Here is a 20,515-nt window from a genome sequence, read left to right as displayed (position 1 = left end):
AAAAAGGTGTCAGATATTTAAAAATAAATTAAATTTGTTTAAACAAATATTATTATGAGGAGATATCTATTAGCTTTTTCTTTTCTTTTATCGACTAATTTTTTATTTTCACAAACCAATCAGACTCGAAAGGTTCCGAAACCTAATAGCGGATTGGCAAAGAAACAAGGGGCTTTTATTGATGTAAACGTACCAACATATGCCCCATCAAGTTTTAATATCACGCAATTGGTTAAAGATGTTTTAATATCTTCAGGAACTAATTCTTGTGTTACACCCCAGGTTTCAAATGTTCAAGTAACTCCAAATTTACCAGCAACTAACGAAGATAGAGCATGGGGGTATTTCCATAGAGGTACAACTAGTTTCCCTTTTAAAGACGGGATAGTATTGGTTACGGGTAAAGCAAAACGTACGGGAAATGATTATGTAGATGTAACTAGTTCTTTAAGTGATATAGTAGGAACAGCAAGTGATCCTGATTTGGTAGCAGCTACAAACCCAAGTAGTACTTTAAAAGATGCTGTGGTTTTGGAATTCGATTTTGTTCCCACCTCTTCACAAGTGAAGTTTAATTATTTATTTGCTTCCGAGGAATATACCGGTGGTTTTCCATGTAATTTTTCAGATGCATTTGCGTTATTACTTAGACCAGTTTCAGGAGGTCCTTATCAAAATATGGCAGTTCTTCCGGGAAGTGCGGGTCCAGTAAGTGTTACAAATATTCGTCCTGCAGTTCAGTTTAATGGAAGTCCATTAACTTGTGGTGCAATTAATGCTACGTATTTTGCGGGGTACAATACAACAAATATTGAAACAAATTTTAATGGTAGAACAATACCTTTAACGGCAACTGCAACAGTAGTTGCTGGACAGGCTTATCACTTTAAAATGGTTATTGCTGATGCAACTGATACCGCGTATGACTCAGCCGTATTCTTAGAAGGAGGATCATTTAATATTGGAGTAGAACTATTAGATCCTAGTGGGGCTACATTACCTGAAGAAATTAATGTTTGTGATAATGCTCCTCAAGTTATTACAGCTTCTGTAAGTGATCCAAATGTTAACTATAAATGGTATTATAATAATGGTACAACGACTACTGTAGTACCGGGTGCTACTACAAATTCTATTACGGCTGTTCAGCCTGGAACATATACGGTTGAAGTAAGTTATCCGGGAAGCCCTTGTCCGGGAACGGCATCGATTGTTATTAATGGAGGGACAACACCTACTGCACAAGATGCTACTTTGCTTCACTGTGCAACTCCTGATGTTCCTGATTTTGATTTAAATTTCTCAAAACCATTAATTAGTACTACACCGGGAGCGGTATTCCGTTTCTATGTAAACCAGACGGATGCAATAGCACAAAATAATAGTTATATCCAAGATCCATATCATTATAATGGTACAAACGGACAGATTATATATGTTGTCGTGTCAAATGGTGGGTTCTGTAGTAAGATGGTTGAATTAACGCTTGCAAAAGAAACGACGCCTACAGTTACTTTAATGTCTTCTAAATTGAAAGTTTGTCCGGGAGATTCGGTTGATTTAACAGCAACTGGAGGAACTACTTACCAATGGAGTAATTTTTCAGGTACAGGTGCTACTCAGACGGTAATAATAGATCATACAACGACATTCCAAGTATATGCAGTTGGGGCTAAAGGTTGCGTTTCTACAAAACCGGCAACAGTTACTGTAGAAGTTGTTCCTGAAATTGTTACAGCTTTGAAAGATGTTGAAATGTGTATAGGAGACAGAGTGACTTTAGATGCAGGAACAGGTCCTAATTATAAATATTTATGGAGTACTGGAGAATCTACCCAAACAATAAGTGTTAATCAATTAGGGATTTATTCAGTGGTTATTGACAATGGATACTGTAAGAGAACTTTCTCTGTAAAAGTATTAGCAGCTGCTTCTCCTTTTGTTTCAGGGCTTGATTATAGCAATAATACCTTGACTGTAACCGCAAATAACCCTTCAATTAATAATATCCCAACGACTTTGGAATATTCTATTGATGGAATTAATTGGCAGGATTCAAATGTATTCAGTGGATTGACGGATAATGCAAATTACACAGTGTATGTAAGAACAAAAGGAAGAAGTTGTGAAAACTCAGTAGACTTCTTTACCCTACATATTAATAATATCATTACTCCAAATGAGGATGGAATTAATGATGTTTTAGATCTTACATCTCTAGGAGATTTTGATAACTTCACAGGTTCTGTATATGACAGATATGGCGTTGAGATCTTTAGATTTACAAAACAAAACCCAATCTGGAATGGTACTGTAGGAGGAAAAAGATTGCCGACTTCAACGTACTGGTACAAATTTAACTTCCAATATCCAAAATCAAAAGTTCAAATGAACAGTTCAGGATGGATCATGTTGAAAAATAGAGAGTAATATCTCTTAAGATAATGAAAAAAGCCTTTCAGATTATTGAAAGGCTTTTTTTATTGTTAAATCTTAAATAAAGCTTCTAACTTTATGAATTGAGAATTATTGATTCTCTTTCCAGAGTTGAGTGAAGGAAATAAAATCGGAAACGCTTAATTCTTCAGCTCTTTTATCCATAAATACATGTGTTTTTAAAGCTTCCGGAATATTCAGAATTTTCAGTGCGTTTGAAAGTTTTTTTCTTCTTTGATTAAATCCTGCTTTTACAATCTGTTTGAAAAGAATTTCATTTCCTGCTAAACCTTCTTTTGGGTTTCTTGTTAATCTGATCACTCCGGATTTTACTTTTGGAGGAGGATTAAATACATTTTCATGCACCGTAAACAAATACGAAGTATCATAATAAGCCTGAACCAAAACAGACAAAATTCCGTAATCTTTTGTTCTCGGAACTGCTGCAGTTCTCTCAGCAACTTCCTTTTGGAACATTCCTACCATTTCAGGAATCAGTTCATAATGCTCTATGATTTGAAATAAAATCTGGGAAGAAATATTATAAGGAAAATTTCCTATAATAGCAATCTGTTCTCCGTTGGTAAATTGAAAATCCTGCTTCAGAAAATCTCCTACAAAAGTTTCTTCAGTTATTTTAGAATAGTTGTTTTTTAGGTATTCTATAGACTCCTTATCAATTTCTGCAAGGTAAGTATCCTGATCTTTTTCCAAAAGATATTTGGTAAGAACTCCCATTCCGGGACCTACTTCCATTACTTTATTATAGTTCTCAAAACTAAGACCTTCTACGATTTTTCTTGCGATGTTTTCATCCGTCAAAAAGTGCTGACCAAGATGCTTTTTTGCTTTTACACTCAATGTTTTTTATGATTTTATTAACAGTGATTTTCTCTTTTTCGTTCCCAAATTTCGGAAGTTTTTTTCTATTTTAGCCAAAAAATTTAATATTAATGGCTAAATCTGTAGATGAGTTTAATAAGAAAAGGCTTAGGTCTAGCAATATTACAGTAGTAATAAGTATTGCATTAGTGTTATTTTTGTTAGGATTAATGGGGCTTATTTTAATTAATGCTCAAAAGTATTCTGACTATATCAAAGAACAGCTTGTAGTAAATGCTTACTTTGATGAAAACTATGATGCGAAAGACTCTCTTAAAATTGCAAAACTAGAAGAAGAAACTTTTAAAAAGGTGCAGATTTTAGCTCCTGTAAAAAGAGCTACCTATATTTCCAGAGAAAAAGCAGCTCAGGAAGCTAAAAAAAGTATGGGGATTGATAGCGATGCATTATTTGAAGAAAACATTTTCCCATCGTCTATAGAAGTTGCCTTAAAACCTGAATATGTAGACCCTACGAAAATAGATGAAGCAATTAAAATTATAAGTTCAGTTCCTGGGATTGTAGATGTTAAAAATGACAGCAGTCTTATGGTAGACGTATACAACAACCTTAACAGAATACTAAAATGGATCTTAGGTTTTTCTCTTTTATTCTTAGTATTGGCAGTCGTTTTAATTAATAATTCAATTCGTTTGAAGATCTTCTCAAAAAGATTTATCATTAAAACCATGCAGCTGGTAGGAGCAAAAAGAAGATTTATTTTGAAACCTTTTATTGTAGAAGCGGTTATTTTGGGAGCTATTGGTTCCGTAATAGGGCTTTTAGCATTATTTGGAGTTTGGTACTATTTCACAAGTCAAATCGGTTCTGCATTCGTACAAGATAATCAACAGTATTTCTGGCTGGTTTTATTAGTATTGGGAGTAGGTATTTTTATTACCGTATTAAGTACAGTAATTGCTACTTGGAGATTCCTGAAAACGAATGTTGATGATTTATATTATTCATAAAAATGAGCAATAAAACAAACAAATTTTCCGCGGCGGACTACGGAAAAGAAACAGAAGTTTCCAAAGAAAATACTTTTTACTTCGGAAAAGAAAACTTTAAATGGATGTTAATAGGATTAGCATTTATTGTAGGTGGATTTCTTCTAATGATGGGTCCGGATGCGAATACAGTAGGCGGAGAATATAATCCGGATTCTTGGAATGATGGTATTTTTTCTATCCGTAGAATCAGAATTGCACCGCTATTTGTAGTCATTGGTTTTGCCATTGAGGTATATGCCATTTTGAAAAAAAAATAAGAAAATAAATTTTTATTCAGAGATTAAGGAATTCAGAGATTTAAACATTATGTTCTAAATTTCTGAATTTCTTAATCTTTTAATTTTACATAAATTATGGATTTAATCAATGCAATTATTATTGCAATTATAGAAGGATTAACAGAATATCTTCCTATTTCTTCAACAGCTCATATGGGTTTCACGGCAAACTTGATGGGATTACCTGAAGATGAATTTTTAAAAATGTTTCAGGTATCGATTCAGTTTGGAGCTATTTTATCCGTCGTGGTTGCTTATTGGAAAAAATTCTTTGATTTAAACAATCTGAAATTTTATTATAAACTGGCTTTTGCGGTTGTTCCTGCTTTAGTTTTAGGGTATTTATTTGATGATAAAATTGAAGCGGTTTTAGGAAATCAAATCGCTATCTCATCAGTGTTAGTTTTAGGTGGAGTCGTTTTGCTATTTGCAGATAAATGGTTTAAAAATCCTAAAATTGATGATGAAAAAGGAATTACAGTTAGAAATGCGATTACCATTGGTTTTTGGCAGTGCTTAGCAATGATGCCAGGAACAAGTAGAAGTGCGGCCTCAATTATTGGTGGGATGGCACAAGGATTAACAAGAAAAGCTGCCGCAGAATTTTCATTCTTTTTAGCAGTTCCTACGATGTTGGCAGTTACGGTGTATTCGGTGTTTGTAAAAACATGGGGGAAAGAAACTGCAACTCCGCAAAAAGGTTATGAAATGATCATGGCTTCACAGGATCACATTACCATTTTTATTGTTGGAAATGTAGTAGCGTTTATAGTAGCGTTAATTGCCATAAAAGCATTCATCGGAGTGTTGAATAAATACGGTTTCAAACCTTGGGGATGGTATCGTATTTTCGTTGGGGTAGCTTTGCTTATTTATTTTTATTTCTTTAAATAGTAGCGGCTAAAATTACTCATTACCAATTTTCATTACTCATAAAATAATGACTGCAGAAGATCTACAATCAGGACACATATTTTTATTAGACAAACCTTTGGATTGGACCTCTTTTCAGGCTGTCAATAAAATGAAATATAAACTCAAAAGAGAGTTTAATCTTCCCAAAAAATTCAAAATAGGCCATGCTGGAACTTTAGATCCGAGAGCTACAGGACTTTTAATTGTTTGTTGTGGGAAATTCACGAAAAAAATTCCTGAAATACAAGATGCTCCGAAAGAATATTGGACAGAAATAAAAATCGGGGTACAAACAGAATCTTACGATACCGAAAAACCAGAAATTCTTCATCAGGACTTTTCACATATTACAGAAGAGCAGATTACAACTGCTTTAGGAAAATTTTTAGGAGAAATTGAACAGAAACCACCGGTGTTTTCAGCGATAAAAATTGATGGACAAAGAGCTTACAATCTAGCGAGAGCAGGAGAGGAGGTAGAAATGAAGTCAAGGAAAACAACGATCCTTTATATTGAAGATATTAAAATAGACCTTCCTCTAGTAAGCTTTACAGTAGGCTGTTCAAAAGGAACATATATAAGAAGTCTTGCTCACGATATTGGTCAGGAACTAGGAGTAGGAGCGTACTTAACACAATTGAGAAGAACAAAAATCGGAGACTATAAAATTGAAGATGCTACATCAGATTTCTTAGAAAACGATTTTAGATTTAATAATTCATGATGAAAAAATTACTTTTATTAGCCGCTTTATGTGGTTATTTATTATCCTTTTCACAAAATACGGAGACAAAAAAACAGAAAATGGATTTTTATTTTAATCCTTCTGTGAATTTAGGATACAATATATTTAAAGAAAAAGAAGTTCCCAACAACACCCAATATATAGTTCCAAAAACGCCTAATAAAATCAGCTACGGAATTACTGCAATTGGTGGATATAATTTTCTTCCTAACTTTGCATTAGGAGCGGGTTTTAAATATAGCTTTATACAAGACAATTATCATTTGTTGTATGTCATGGTGCAGCCGAAAATTATTTTTAATCCGGGAGACCGTCCGTTTTATATCGATCTTAATTACGGAAAACAGATCAATAATGCAGTGGTTTCAGATTCTGAATTCTGGGGAGTACGATTAGGAATGCAGGTTTCTTATTCAAAAAGACTGAGCCAGGAAGGAGGAATTGTTTTAGAAGGATATAAATTGGGAAATACCAATAAGAATCCGTTTATTATCGGATTAAGCTATGGAATTACCATTTTTAGCAACAAAAATTATACAGGTTACGGAGAAGATTAATGGAAAAAACACGTATCAATAAATATTTATCAGAAGTCGGATACTGCTCTAGAAGAGCGGCAGATAAACTTTTGGAAGAAGGGAGAATTACAATAAACGGTAAAGTTCCTGAAATGGGAACAAAAGTTTCTGATGAAGATGTTATTGAGGTTGACGGGAAACCTATCCGTGAACCAGAAGAAAAGCATGTTTACATTGCCTTCAACAAACCTGTAGGAATCGTTTGTACAACAGACAGCAAACGTGAAAAGAATAATATCATCGACTATATTAATCATCCTAAAAGAATTTTCCCAATCGGTAGGTTAGATAAACCAAGTGAAGGATTGATACTTTTGACGAGCGATGGTGATATTGTAAATAAAATTCTTAGATCAAGAAACAATCACGGAAAAGAATACATTGTAAGAGTTGATAAACCCATCAATCCAAGATTTCTTGAAAAAATGCGAAACGGAATTCCGATTTTAGACACTGTCACAAAAAAATGTGAAGTAGAAAAAATCGACGATATGAATTTCCGAATCGTTTTGACACAAGGTTTAAACCGACAAATTCGTAGAATGTGCGAATATTTGGGCTACGAAGTTAAGAAACTGAAACGTATCCGTGTTTTAAATATAAAACTAGATTTACCCATCGGAAAATGGAGAGATTTAACCGATGAAGAATTGGCTACTTTGAATAAATTAGTGGAAGGTTCGAGCAAAACTTTTGATTAATATATTTTTAGTTTAAAAATATATTGAGATATTTCGGCAAGCTCGGCATGACATTTTCCTAATACTAACTGTTTTTATTAGCAGTCATTTTTTTAGTGATGTCATGCTGAGCCTGTCGAAGCATCTTTACATACTCATCATCACTTCACATACAATCTCATCCTTGTTTCATATTCAGGTTTCAGCTTCAAATATTTCCATATTTTTCTGTCATCAGGATTAGTGATTCTGTAAAAAATAATTCTGTCTGCAGAATATTTAAAATAAGGATGGTTTTTGAGCCATTCTTCAGGAGCGTCTGTTAATGTATATTTGGGTACATTTGAAGTATTTAGTTGGGCAACAGCGAGTAATTTTTGCATTAATTCTACATCAATATTATAAGTGGTCAGAATTTGTTCTTTATTCACAAATCCACCCAATTTTTTTCTAAAACCTATCATCGAGCCCGCAGCTTTTTCATCAAAGCCAAATTCTATAAGCTGTTTGAAGGTGATCGAATTTAGATCTACTTTAGAGAAATCAGTTTTTTCCTGCTGTATAATCTTGGATTTCTGATTTTCATTAGTATTTGAAGCTGGACTTAATTTGATAAAAGGTTTCATCTCTTCAAATTTTTCAGCAGAAATAACGAAACACTTTTGAATTTCTTCTAAACTTTTAAAACTTCCTCTTAGATTACGGTCTCGATAATTAATAATAGTTTGTGCTTGCTTATCAGAAAAGCCAAAAGATTTCCAGCCTTCAAGATCTAATGTATTAGGATCAAAAGCATGATATTGAATTTTAATTTTCTCAGATTTAAATCCTTGAGTATTTTGATTAAAATTTGGAGGAGTTTTTTCTGGAAGAGTTAAATAAGGACTGATCTTTTGGAAATTTTCCTCACTAATAATAAAACACTCCCTGAATTTTTCTTTACTGATAAAACTACCTCCTAAATACGTTTTATACTTTAAAATAGCTTCGGCTTGTCTTTGGCTAAATCCCATTTTTATCCAGTCATCAACAGAATAATGATCCGGATTGAATTTTTTGGTAACTGTGATTACTCTTTTTTCAAATTTTTTGAAGTTGTCAGATTTAGCTTCCGTATTATTGTCGGGTAACAAGATAAAAGAATCTAGTTCAGTGAATTTTTCTGCAGAAACGGCAAAACATTTCTTGAATTGTTCCTTAGAAATAAATCTTCCGCCGACTATGTTTTTGTATTTCAGAATCGTTGCGGTTTGTTTTTCAGAAAAACCTAAATGTTGCCATTGTTTTTCGTTCAAATCATTGGGATCAAAGTCTGTTAACTTCAGAGTTGCTGTGTTCTCAGAAATGAATGTAACTTCGGGAAAATTTTCGTTTCCTGCTTTAGAATAATTCTGAAACACAAGGAGAACGAGCAGGAAAATGCCTAGTCCTGCTATTTTTGTGTAATAGCTTTTTTTCATCATAAAGTAAATTTAATAAGAAAGCCTATTAAATCTAATTATGTTTGAAATAAATCGAATTTATGTATGAAGGATTTCAGAAAATCAAACGCCTTCAACGTCCCTTTCTGCTAAAGAATCTTTAAGTTTTAAAAGTTCTGCTTTTACGAATTCCAGATGGTCAATTAGAGTGACGGTTTCTGAAATTTTACTGTTGGTAGTCAAGGCAACACGAGCTCCGTCCAATGTGTAGCCTTTCTCTTTTACCAAGTGATAAATCATCTGAAGGTTGTTGATATCTTCCGGTGTGAAATATCGATTCCCTTTTTTGTTTTTTTTAGGTTTTATAATGGGGAATTCCTGTTCCCAATAACGTATTAATGAAGTGTTTACATCAAATGCTTTTGCAACTTCTCCTATTGAATAATACAGTTTATCGGGTAAATTTATCTTCATTTTTAGAATCCTAATCTTCAAAGATAAAAATTTTTAAAAAACGTAACAAATATATAATGTATGTTTATGTTTTCTGCATTTGATAAAACTAAAAGTCGTGATGAATTTCTAAGGAAAATCCTTTTGTTTTCATTAATTTTGGTTAAAATAAAAATTACATTGGATTCTATTTCCGTGCTTCATATCGATCTGTTTCAGTCTGGGAAAAGTGCCTCTGATTTTTATTTCAGTACGTTACAGAATCATCTCATTGTAGGGCATCGTCATCTTGAAAAAGCCCATCGTCATGATTTCTACGCTACGATTTTGTTCACCAAAGGAACAGGGATTCATGAGATTGATTTTCAGAGGTACGAAATTTCCGCAGGAAGTTTATTTTTTATGTCTCCGGGGCAAATTCACAGTTGGGAACTTTCGGACGATATTGAAGGTTATCTTTTCTTTTGCTTACCGGATTTTTACGAAATGCATTACGTACATCAAAAATTAAGAAGTTTTCCATTTTTCGGATCTGTCAATTTTCCACGAAAATTACAACTTAACGAAACTGAATTAAAAGAAAATCTAAGTTTGTTTCTTGAGTTGGAAAAAGAATATCACAGTCAGGATATGATGAAAAATGGATATATGCTTTCACTGATGTCACAGATTTTTATTAAATCAACCAGACAGTTTTCCAGAGATTTCGATCATTTGGTTTCATCGGCAAGTCTTTCTTATTTTAAACATTACCAAGATTTTGAAAATTGGGTTGAGCAGTATTTCAGTAAAGAAAAATCAATTGCTTTTTATGCTTCATTAATGGATATTTCTTCTAAACATTTAAATCGTATCACTCAAACGGTAGTACAAAAAACGGCAACAGATGTGATTACCGAAAGAACGATCTTGGAGGCAAAGAGAATGCTGATGTATCTGGATGAAAGTCTGGTGGAAATTGCTTTCAGATTAGGATACGAAGAATATTCATATTTTGTGAGAGTATTCCGAAAGACTTCCGGAATGACTCCCACGCAATTTATTAAAAAATACAAGGTTTAAAAATTATAAGAGAAGTTTGAACGGCCCTTCAAATATGGTTTCAAAAGAATCTACCATTTCTCCTTTTTCATCAAACACTCCAATGGTCATATTTTGTTTTGAAAATTTAATGTCTTTTTCAGGAAAACTAATATTGATGTTTCCCTTTAAAATCTGATCTCCTTTTAAAATAATTGTATTTGTTCCGAAGAAATCGATCTCTGCATTTTTAGGAGTAATTACTTTAATTGTTAAGACCTTTCTTTCATTGGTCTTATTTAATAAAGTATAAATAAAAGAATTGGTGATTTTCCCATTTTTCACAAAGAAGGTAGATCCTGCAGGTTTGATGAATTTTGCTTCCATGGTACCTCTGTCGTACAACAGAAAACCTAGAAATCCAATTAACAAACAAAGAAATACAGCTGTAGCTTTCATTCTTGAAGTAAACTTAAATTTCTCCTGATTTTCAATTTCTGCTTCTGTGGCGTAACGGATCAAACCTTTCGGAAGTCCTACTTTTTCCATAACTTCATCACATGCGTCGATACATGCGGTACAATTTACACATTCTAATTGCTGTCCGTTTCGGATATCAATTCCTGTTGGGCAAACAACTACACATTGATGACAATCAATACAATCTCCTTTTCCTACCACTTTTCTGTCTTCATTATTTCTCCATTTTGAACGGTTTTCTCCTCTTTTAAAATCATAATACACATTAATGGTTTGTTTGTCAATTAAAACTCCCTGAAGTCTTCCATACGGACAAACGAGTGTGCAAACCTGTTCACGAAGCCATGCAAAAGTAAAGTAGAAAGCTACGGCAAAACCAATCATGCCTAAGAATTTTAAAGAATGATCTACAGGGCCTTCTGTAATTATTTTAAAAACCTCTTCATAGCCTACAATATACATAAACATGAAGTTGGTAATAATTACCGATGTTAAAGCAAAAACAGACCATTTTGTGATTCTTTTTCTGATTTTTTCTGCATCCCATTCCTGTCGGTCGAGTTTCATTTGTTTGTTTCGGTCACCTTCAATCCAGTATTCGATTTTTCTGAAAACACTTTCCATAAAAATAGTCTGCGGACAGAGCCATCCGCAAAAGATTCTTCCGAAAACAACGGTGAAAAGCATAACGAAAATCACGGAAGTTACTGCGCCTAGAGCAAGAATAAAAAAATCTTGAAGATAAAAAGGCTGTCCGAAAATGAAAAACTTTCTGTCGATGACATTCAACAAAAAAACAGGATTGCTATTGATCTTAATAAATGGTAACCCGAAGAACAAAGCCAGTAATAAGTAACTTGTGTAATTTCTGTAATTGGTATATTTTCCTTTAGGTTTTCTCGGAAACACCCATTTTCTCTTTCCGGATTGATCCATGGTTCCCACAGAATTTCTGAAGTCTTCATAATCTATTTCTGTTTGCTGGAAGTTGTCGGATTGTATATTCATCGTATTGAAAGTTGTATTATATGCTGTGCAGAATGTTATTTTGTTTGAGTAAATACTCATTTTGTAAATTTTACAATTGAAATTTTTAGTTGATTCTGCTCTTGCAAATCTCTCAAATAAATAGTTTTACTACTAATATTATCTTCTTCTTAAATAGTATTATTCGGACATTTTTAAATATTGTGTTTAATGCTTCAAATTGAAAAAATAATCTTTGAATCCGATGATACATGTTGTAAATTGTGCCTATCAAAAAATTATGTGTAGAATGAAAAAAATATTGAAAACCGGCTGGGTTGGTTTGGTTTTAGTATTACTTAGTTGTAAATCAGTAAATAATAACAAAATGTTTTATGATGGTGTGAAGCCCGAAAAAGTTTCTGATCAGTTCAGCTTTACGGAAGGTCCGTCTGCGGATAAAAATGGTAATGTATATTTTACCGATCAGCCTAATGATAAAATTTATTACTGGGATTGGAAAACGAATAAAATTGTTGAGTTTTTAGATAAAACAGGAAGAGCAAACGGAACGTATTTCGATAAAGATGATAATTTAATCACATGTTCGGATGATCAGGGAGAGATTTGGAAAATTTCAAAAGATAAAAAGGTAGAAGTTTTATCAAAAGGTTTTGAAGGAAAAAGACTGAATGGACCAAACGATTTGTGGATAGATTCTTTTGGAGGAATGTATTTCACAGATCCTTTGTATGAGCGAGATTATTGGGTGAATTTTAAACAGGAAATTCCTCAGAAAAATTTGTATTACAGAAATAAAGAAGGTAAAATTTCAAAATTGGAAACATTTACTCAGCCGAATGGAATTATAGGAAGCGAAAAATTTAAAAAATTATACGTTTCAGATATTGATGCGGGAAAAACCTATGTATATGATATTCTTGGAGAAGGAAAGCTTTCTGAAAAGAAACTTTTCTGTGAAATGGGTTCAGACGGAATGACGCTGGATAAATTTGGTAATCTTTATTTAACAGGAAATGGAGTTTCTGTTTTCAACAGAGAAGGAAAGAAAATCTATCAAATCCCGATTCCTGAAAAATGGACTTCCAATGTAACTTTCGGAGGGGAAAATAATAATGTTCTGTTTATCACAGCTTCGGAAGCAGTATATGTTTTGCCTACAAAAGTAAAAGGAGTAAAATAATTTAAGGTTGAGATTAAGGCTAAAAAAACTTAGCCTTAATCTCAACTTTAACCTTAATTAATAAGCAATTTCCATTTTCACTTTCTTACCTTTCAGTTTTTCATTGCTTAGTTTTTTCAATAGTGTATTTACTTTATTTCTTGAAACAGCAACATAAGAAGTAGTATCTTTTACTTCGATCAAGCCTACATCTTCTTTTTGAAGTTCACCTTTTTTAAGTAAGTATCCAACGATATCTACTTTATTTACTTTATCTTTTTTTCCTGCACTGATGTAAATCGTTTGAAAAGGCGTTTTCTCAGGAACTTTATTGAACCCGAGAACACTTTCTTCCGGAACATCATTTTTAATGAAAGGGAAATTATCTTCCTCCTTCATAATTAAATAAGCAAAACCTTTTGCATTCATTCTCGCGGTACGACCGTTTCTGTGGATAAAGGCATCTTCTTTTGGAGGCAATTGATAATGTACAATTGATTCAACTTCAGGTACATCCAATCCTCTTGCAGCCAAATCGGTTGTAATTAAAATTCTTGCAGAATCATTTCTGAATTTCAGTAAAGCACGTTCCCTTTCGTCTTGTTCCATTCCGCCGTGGAAGGTTTCTCGATCGATTCCTTTTTCGCGCAACAGTTCAGAGATACGATCAACCGCTTCACGGTGATTACAGAAAATCAACGTTCTTTTGTTACCGATTTTACAAATTAAATTAAACAAAGTATCCAGTTTTTCCTCAGAAATAGTCATTACTTTTCGAAGTTGAATATCCGGTTTCGCCTCACCTAATTTCAAGAAATCAACTAATTTTTCATTCTTCAATCCTGTAAACTTTGGAATTTCATCCATTGCCGTTGCGGACGTTAAGATTCTCTGTGAAAGTCCTTTTAATGAATTAGAAATGAATTCCATATCATCATGAAAACCAAGTTCTAAAGCCTTGTCAAATTCATCCAAAACCAATGTCTGAATAGTTTTAGGATCAAAATTATTGTTTCTTAAATGATAAACAACTCTTCCAGGAGTCCCAATTAAAACTGCTGGAGCTTCGATCAGATTATTAACTTCAATTTTTTTATCGTGTCCTCCATAGCAAACCGAAACTTTAAAGTCTGTTCCCATTGCTTTGAAAACCTGCTCAATCTGTAAGGCCAATTCTCTTGCAGGAACCAAAATTAATGTTTGAATTCCGGAAACATTTTTCTTTAAGTTTCGGAGAACAGGAAATAAAAAAGCCAGTGTTTTTCCTGATCCGGTAGGAGAGAGCAAAACAATATCCTGATTGTTTTCTGTCGCTTTATATGTAGATTTCTGCATCTGATTCATGTCCTGAATCTGCAGTTTTTTGTAGATAGATTCTAATTCCATGGTGCAAAGGTAGTGATTTCGTTATTGGTTACCAGTTGAAAGGTAATAAATTGAGAAGGAAAACGGTTTCCAAAAATAAAATTATTCCTATTGATTGTTAGGGAATTATGCTTTATTTCAAGAAGTTTTAAAATATTGTTTATCTGAAATAAAAGATGTATCTTTGCACCCACTTTTGTGGCGAAAAGGTTTGATGAGTAAATTACTTATAATTAATTACTTCCGTATTTTTTAATCCGCATTTATTCAAACCGTTAAAAAAGAAGGAATACAAATTTTATTTAGAAAATGTCAAAAGAGACAAATTCAGCAGAGGTTTTATTAAACCAAAACGTAGCACCAGAACAATTTGATTGGGATTCTTTCGAATCAGGTCTTGATGCAGATGCGAGAAAAGAAAAAAGCGATTTAGAAGAAATCTACAACGGATCTTTGAACAACCTAGACGATAACGACGTTTTAGTTGGTAAAGTTGTAAGATTAACTGACAAAGAAGCTATCGTAGACATCAACTTCAAATCTGAAGGTGTTATTTCTCTTAACGAATTCCGTTACAACCAAGGCCTAAAAGTAGGTGATGAGGTTGAAGTAATGGTTGACAGAAGAGAAGACAAAACAGGTCAGTTACAATTATCTCACAGAAAAGCTAGAACGCTTAAAGCTTGGGATAAAGTAAATGAGCTTCACGAAACTGGAGAAATCGTAAACGGTTTTGTGAAATCTAGAACTAAAGGAGGTATGATCGTTGACGTACACGGAATCGAAGCATTCTTACCAGGTTCTCAAATTGACGTTAAGCCAATTAAAGATTACGATCAGTTCGTAGGTAAAACTATGGAGTTCAAAGTTGTAAAAATCAACCCTGAGTTCAAAAACGTAGTTGTATCTCACAAAGCATTGATCGAAGCAGATATCGAAGGTCAGAAAAAAGAAATCATCGCTCAGTTAGAGAAAGGACAAGTTCTTGAAGGTACTGTTAAGAATATTACTTCTTACGGTGTGTTTATCGACTTAGGAGGTGTTGATGGATTGATCCACATTACAGACCTTTCTTGGTCTAGAGTGAACCACCCATCTGAAATCCTTGAGGACGGACAAACTGTAAAAGTTGTTATCCTTGACTTTGATGATGAGAAAACAAGAATCCAATTGGGTATGAAGCAATTAGAAGCTCACCCTTGGGATGCTCTTTCTGCTGACTTGAAAGTAGGTGACAAAGTAAAAGGAAAAGTAGTAGTTCTTGCTGACTATGGTGCATTCGTAGAAATTGCTCCAGGTGTAGAAGGATTGATCCACGTTTCTGAAATGTCTTGGTCTACTCACTTGAGATCTGCAGGTGACTTTGTAAAAGTAGGTGACGAAGTAGAAGCTGAAGTACTTACTTTAGACAGAGAAGAAAGAAAAATTTCTCTTGGTATCAAGCAATTGTCTAAAGATCCATGGGAAAATATTGAAGCTAAGTATCCAGTAGGATCTAAGCATGTAGGAACTGTAAGAAACTTCACTAACTTTGGTGTATTCGTAGAGTTAGAAGAAGGTATCGACGGATTGATCTACATCTCTGATCTTTCTTGGACTAAGAAAATCAAGCACCCATCTGAGTTCTGTGCAGTTGGTGATAAATTAGATGTTGTAGTTCTTGAATTAGACATCCAAGCTAGAAGATTATCTCTAGGTCACAAGCAATTGACTGACAACCCTTGGGATGCATTCGAAACTAAATATGCTGAAGGAACTATCCACGCTGGTAAAGCGGTAGAAGTACACGATAAAGGTGCTTCTGTACAGTTCGAAGATGCTGAAGTTGAAGCTTTCTGCCCATCAAGATTATTAGAGAAAGAAGATGGATCTAAAATCAAGAAAGGTGAAGAGGCTGATTTCAAAGTAATCGAATTCAACAAAGAATTCAAGAGAGTAGTAGTTTCTCACACAGGTATCTTCAGAGACGAAGAGAAGAAAAATGTAAAAGAATCTGCTTCTAGAAATGTATCTTCTTCTTCAAACAACGAAGAAAGATCAACTCTTGGAGACATCGATGCTTTAGCAGAATTGAAAAGAAAAATGGAAGAAGGTAAATAATCTTCATCACATTTGAAATAGTAAGCCACTCATTTGAGTGGCTTTTTTTATATTATTGAGTCTCAGGAAATAAGGGTTTTTGAGCATATTTAGAGTATTTATAAATTCACATTTTAGAGAAAATTGATGAAATGAAAAAAATAATTAAAATGTTATGTGAAATTTTTAAATAAAAATGATATAGGACTGTGGATTATTTGTAAATTAGCGCCTTTATTAGTGTATATGAAAAAAATAGTTTTACCCCTTTTATTTGCAGTATCTGCAGTTTTTTCTTCGAATTTATTTGCTCAAGATAATGAGAAGCTAATTAAAGATTATATTTCTCAAAATAAATTAAGAGAATATAAGAAGTCAGATCTTACTAATTTTATTATTGATAATATTGATACTTCAAAATCCTTAAATGGAAGTGTTGTGAAGTTTCAGCAAACTTATAATAATCTCCCGGTCTATAATGCAGCAGGTACGGCTCTTATAAGAGATAATAAAATTATCTACTATTCGGATAATTTTTTGAAAAATTATAGTTCAGTAGTTTCCAATAATGTGAGTATTAATAAAACAGTTGCACTTCAAAAAATTGCTCAAAATTTACAAAAACAAGAAATAGAGTCTTATCCTATTTTAAATTTTTTTGATGCAGAACCAGAAACAGGAAATGTAGCTAAGCAACGTTTGATTTATGTAGAAGATGCTGGAGTTTTGAAATTAGCTTACCAGTTTTCTATTCCTGAACCAAATGCAGCTAATTACTGGGATATACTTGTTGATGCAACAAATGGGAACATTATTAATAAACTAGATTTGAATTTATCATGTAATTTCCATAATGATGCATTCTCGCAAGATTATACTCAATATCACAATGATTTTGTAGGACCTGTAAACGGGAGTGTGCAGAATTTCTCATTATTGGTTCCTGATAATGCATCATATAATGTTTTTCCTTTGCCTTTAGAAGCTGCAACATTTGGATCTAGAGCAACTGTAAGTAATCCCTGGGTTTTAACAGCTTCTCCAGAAGGATGGCATTATGATGGTGCGACTCATTATACAAACACAAGAGGAAATAATGTGTATGCATATGATGATATTAATAATACAAATTCAGTAGGATCTTCTCCTGATGGAGGGGCTTCAAGGAACTTTGATTTTCCGTTTAGTATAATAGGAACTTCTACGAGTAATTTAAATGCCTCGATTACAAATTTATTTTATCTCAATAATAAAGTACATGACATTTTCTATATGTTTGGTTTTACACCGGCGGCAAGAAATTTTCAAAATACAAACTTTGGACTTGGTGGAGTCGGAAGTGATTATGTAAATGCTGAAGCTCAAGATGGAGGAGGTACGAATAATGCAAATTTTGCTTCCCCGTCAGATGGTAGTAAACCAAGAATGCAGATGTATTTATGGTCAAATTATAACAAATATGTTTTCTATAATACTCCTAGTAGTGCAGCGTCTCGTTATCCTGCAGCTGGAACTGCCTTATTTGGTAATGTTTTAGACGCTGTTGGCGTTACTGGAAATGTTCAGCTATCCTCAGTTTTGGATGGATGTACAGCTTTGCCTACCGGGTCGTTAACAGGGAAAATAGGTTTAGTAGAGAGAGGAACATGTGCATTTACAATTAAAACTAAAAATTTGCAAGATGCAGGAGCAATAGCTGCTATTGTTTATAATAATGCAGTAAATGGGTCTACAATATCTAATATGTCTGGTACAGATGCTACTATTACAATTCCGTCTGTGCTTATAGATAATGCCGAAGGAGAATATATTAAGGGGCAATTAGCAGTAAATACTCAGGTAAATATAACTTTAAAAAGTGGTACAGTAACACCGGATGGAAGTTTTGATAATGGAATTGTTATTCATGAGTATGGACATGGTATTTCAAACAGATTAACGGGGACGGGTGCTGGATGCTTAAGTTCATCCTCCGATAAAGAGCAAATGGGAGAAGGTTGGTCCGATTTCTTTGCTTTAATGTTGACCAATAAAGTAGGGGATAATGCTTCGGTTGCAAGAGGGATTGGAACTTATGCAGTTGGACAAGGAACAGCTGGTGGAGGAATCAGACCAGCTAGATACTCTCCTGATTTTACAATTAATGATTATACCTATGGAGATACTAACGGAATGGAATATACATCAAGTGGTGTTTTAGTTCCGGATGTACACTCTATTGGTTTTGTTTGGGCGACAATGCTTTGGGATCTTCATTGGCAATATGTTGCTAAGTATGGTTACGCTTCAGATGTGATGTCTGGAACAACAAACGGAAGTTCTAGAGTGTTGCAACTTGTAACGGACGCATTAAAGCTTCAGATTTGTAACCCTACATTTATTGATGGTAGAGATGCAGTATTAGCAGCTGAAATGGCGACTACAGGGGGAGCTGATAGATGTATGATCTGGAGAACTTTTGCAAAAAGAGGTTTAGGTGTAAATGCTGCTGCAGGATCTAAAACTAATATTAATGATCAGGTAGAAGATTTTACAGTACCAGCGGATTGTGTATTAGGTACGGATGAGGTTAAATCTGTTAAAGAGAATACCATTTCAATCTATCCAAATCCGGCTAGAAATGAATTCTTTATCAATTTCCCTAGTAGTACTTTAGGAAAAGTAAGTGTGGAAATTTATGATATGTCTGGTAAATTAGTTTCTTCAGAGGATAAAATTTCGCCGGAAGATAAGAAATCAATTTCAACAGAGAGATTGACTACCGGAACGTATATTGTAAAAGTAAAAGGGATTGGTATTGACGCGGCTTCAAAAGTTATCGTTAAAAAATAATAGTCAATTCTATAAATTAATATAATAAAATCGCCGCGAGCAAAGCTCGCGGCGATTTTATTTATCTATAATGATTTTGTCAGCGAAAATTTTAATTATTATACCATACCTTTGCAAGCTGTTCAAAAAATGAATTATGAAGAAGAAAAATATATTTAAAGGAGTTTTATTTGTAGGTATTGGAGCGAGTATATATGGGATGTTGGCTACATTTGTTAAATTGGCTTATCAGGATGGATATACCACATCAGAAGTTACAACTTCTCAGTTTGTATTAGGATTAGTTGGACTTTTAATTTTAAACCTTATTCAAACCATAACTTCTAAAAAAACTTTGCCGACTCCAAGTTCAAAAGAAGTAAGAAATCTAATGTTGGCAGGAACTTCATTAGGCTGTACAAGCTTATTTTATTATATCGCGGTTCAGTATATTAATGTTTCTGTAGCTATTGTTTTATTGATGCAGTCGGTGTGGTTTAGTGTGGTGGTTGAAAGTGTTATGACTAAGAAACTACCCAATGCAAGAAAAATACTATCCGTAATCATTGTTTTAGTAGGAACTGTTTTAGCGACAAACTTAATCAATTCAAAAATAGAGCTTGATTGGAAAGGCGTTTTCTGGGGAGTAATGGCGGCAGCCTCATATACTTTGACCATGTTTACCTCAAATACATTGGCAACCCATCTTCCCGTTTTGAGAAAAAGCTTTATAATGCTTTGTGGCGGATCCATAGTCATTTTTGCATTTTTATTTTTTGCTCAAATCGGACCTTTACATATTGATGGATTGAAGTCGGTTTATCTCAACTTTACAGAAAATACAGAACATATTCGTGCTTTTGATTATTATATTCTTTGGAAATACGGTCTGATTTTATCGCTATTCGGAACTGTTATTCCTCCGATTTTATTTAATATAGGTTTCCCCAATGCAGGGTTGGGATTAGGAAGCATAGTTTCCTCATTAGAACTTCCTGTTTCTGTAACAATGGCTTTTGTTTTGCTGGGCGAAGAAGTGGTATTTATTCAATGGATTGGAATTGCTTTAATTCTTTTTGCGATTGTTTTAATGAATTTACCGGGGCAGAAAGAGTATAAAGTAGCAGAATTATCTTAAAAAAATTATAATTAATACATTCTAAGCCGTTTCTTTGGGAACGGTTTTTTAATTTTAATGTTTAAAATAATG

17 protein-coding genes are annotated in these 20,515 nt (G+C 33.5%); 12 read left to right on the top strand and 5 right to left on the bottom strand.

Going from position 1 to position 20,515, the window contains the following annotated elements; all coding sequences use genetic code 11:
- Window positions 1–54 precede the first annotated feature (54 nt).
- Window positions 55–2,430, top strand: a complete 2,376-nt coding sequence (locus RM51_RS06140) for a T9SS C-terminal target domain-containing protein (RefSeq protein ID WP_039366176.1) — start codon at window positions 55–57, stop codon at window positions 2,428–2,430.
- A gap of 96 nt (window positions 2,431–2,526) precedes the next feature.
- Here the strand turns inward: RM51_RS06140 and rsmA are convergent, their stop codons facing one another.
- Window positions 2,527–3,297, bottom strand: a complete 771-nt coding sequence (rsmA, locus tag RM51_RS06135) for a 16S rRNA (adenine(1518)-N(6)/adenine(1519)-N(6))-dimethyltransferase RsmA (RefSeq protein ID WP_039366174.1) — start codon at window positions 3,295–3,297, stop codon at window positions 2,527–2,529.
- 92 nt (window positions 3,298–3,389) lie between these two features.
- On the opposite strand from rsmA, the gene RM51_RS06130 reads away from it, so the two are divergent.
- From RM51_RS06130 to rluF, 6 genes are all read left to right on the top strand, one after another.
- Complete coding sequence (locus RM51_RS06130; RefSeq protein ID WP_039366172.1) at window positions 3,390–4,289, top strand: cell division protein FtsX; 900 nt, start codon at window positions 3,390–3,392, stop codon at window positions 4,287–4,289.
- A 2-nt stretch (window positions 4,290–4,291) separates the two neighbouring features.
- Entirely contained in the window at window positions 4,292–4,588 is a 297-nt protein-coding gene (locus RM51_RS06125; RefSeq protein WP_039366170.1) for a DUF3098 domain-containing protein, read from the top strand.
- Window positions 4,589–4,684: 96 nt separating this feature from the next.
- Window positions 4,685–5,503, top strand: a complete 819-nt coding sequence (locus RM51_RS06120; RefSeq protein ID WP_039366167.1) for an undecaprenyl-diphosphate phosphatase — start codon at window positions 4,685–4,687, stop codon at window positions 5,501–5,503.
- A 46-nt stretch (window positions 5,504–5,549) separates the two neighbouring features.
- Entirely contained in the window at window positions 5,550–6,248 is a 699-nt protein-coding gene (gene truB / locus RM51_RS06115) for a tRNA pseudouridine(55) synthase TruB (protein WP_039366166.1), read from the top strand.
- An 80-nt stretch (window positions 6,249–6,328) separates the two neighbouring features.
- On the top strand, window positions 6,329–6,826 hold the full coding sequence (locus RM51_RS19050; protein WP_131667049.1) for a hypothetical protein: 498 nt from the start codon (window positions 6,329–6,331) through the stop codon (window positions 6,824–6,826).
- Window positions 6,826–7,548: a 23S rRNA pseudouridine(2604) synthase RluF gene (rluF, locus tag RM51_RS06105; RefSeq protein ID WP_039366164.1), complete on the top strand. Its 723-nt coding sequence runs from the start codon at window positions 6,826–6,828 to the stop codon at window positions 7,546–7,548. Before RM51_RS19050 ends, rluF begins: the two co-directional genes overlap by 1 nt.
- 140 nt (window positions 7,549–7,688) lie before the next feature.
- On the opposite strand, the gene RM51_RS06100 is transcribed toward rluF, so the two are convergent.
- Entirely contained in the window at window positions 7,689–8,990 is a 1,302-nt protein-coding gene (locus tag RM51_RS06100) for a helix-hairpin-helix domain-containing protein (protein ID WP_052248414.1), read from the bottom strand.
- An 81-nt stretch (window positions 8,991–9,071) separates the two neighbouring features.
- Window positions 9,072–9,422: a MerR family transcriptional regulator gene (locus RM51_RS06095; protein WP_039366162.1), complete on the bottom strand. Its 351-nt coding sequence runs from the start codon at window positions 9,420–9,422 to the stop codon at window positions 9,072–9,074.
- Between the two features lie 66 nt (window positions 9,423–9,488).
- Here RM51_RS06095 and RM51_RS06090 point away from each other — a divergent pair, with 66 nt between their 5' ends.
- On the top strand, window positions 9,489–10,463 hold the full coding sequence (locus RM51_RS06090) for an AraC family transcriptional regulator (RefSeq protein ID WP_228375780.1): 975 nt from the start codon (window positions 9,489–9,491) through the stop codon (window positions 10,461–10,463).
- A gap of 3 nt (window positions 10,464–10,466) precedes the next feature.
- On the opposite strand, the gene ccoG is transcribed toward RM51_RS06090, so the two are convergent.
- Window positions 10,467–11,909 (bottom strand): cytochrome c oxidase accessory protein CcoG, encoded by a 1,443-nt coding sequence (gene ccoG / locus RM51_RS06085; RefSeq protein ID WP_039366501.1) that lies wholly within the window; start codon window positions 11,907–11,909, stop codon window positions 10,467–10,469.
- Between the two features lie 268 nt (window positions 11,910–12,177).
- Between ccoG and RM51_RS06080 the strand changes: the two genes are divergently transcribed.
- Window positions 12,178–13,071, top strand: coding sequence for an SMP-30/gluconolactonase/LRE family protein (locus RM51_RS06080; protein ID WP_039366160.1), 894 nt, complete (start codon window positions 12,178–12,180; stop codon window positions 13,069–13,071).
- Between the two features lie 57 nt (window positions 13,072–13,128).
- On the opposite strand, the gene RM51_RS06075 is transcribed toward RM51_RS06080, so the two are convergent.
- A complete protein-coding gene (locus tag RM51_RS06075; protein ID WP_039366158.1) occupies window positions 13,129–14,436 on the bottom strand; it encodes a DEAD/DEAH box helicase in 1,308 nt (435 codons plus the stop codon).
- Window positions 14,437–14,724: 288 nt separating this feature from the next.
- Here RM51_RS06075 and rpsA point away from each other — a divergent pair, with 288 nt between their 5' ends.
- The 3 genes from rpsA to RM51_RS06060 all read left to right on the top strand — a co-directional run bounded on the left by rpsA (window position 14,725) and on the right by RM51_RS06060 (window position 20,443).
- Window positions 14,725–16,515 (top strand): 30S ribosomal protein S1, encoded by a 1,791-nt coding sequence (gene rpsA / locus RM51_RS06070; RefSeq protein ID WP_039366156.1) that lies wholly within the window; start codon window positions 14,725–14,727, stop codon window positions 16,513–16,515.
- Between the two features lie 225 nt (window positions 16,516–16,740).
- Window positions 16,741–19,326: a T9SS-dependent M36 family metallopeptidase gene (locus RM51_RS06065; RefSeq protein ID WP_052248413.1), complete on the top strand. Its 2,586-nt coding sequence runs from the start codon at window positions 16,741–16,743 to the stop codon at window positions 19,324–19,326.
- Between the two features lie 136 nt (window positions 19,327–19,462).
- Window positions 19,463–20,443 carry an EamA family transporter gene (locus RM51_RS06060; protein ID WP_039366152.1) on the top strand — a complete coding sequence of 327 codons (981 nt, stop codon included), beginning with the start codon at window positions 19,463–19,465 and terminating at the stop codon, window positions 20,441–20,443.
- The last annotated feature ends 72 nt before the right edge of the window (window positions 20,444–20,515 follow it).

It is taken from the genome of Chryseobacterium taiwanense (assembly GCF_000813825.1).
In the GTDB taxonomy this organism is placed as follows: domain Bacteria; phylum Bacteroidota; class Bacteroidia; order Flavobacteriales; family Weeksellaceae; genus Chryseobacterium; species Chryseobacterium taiwanense.
The sequence above is the reverse complement of the archived record's forward strand: the minus strand, read 5'-3'. Positions and strand labels throughout refer to the sequence as shown.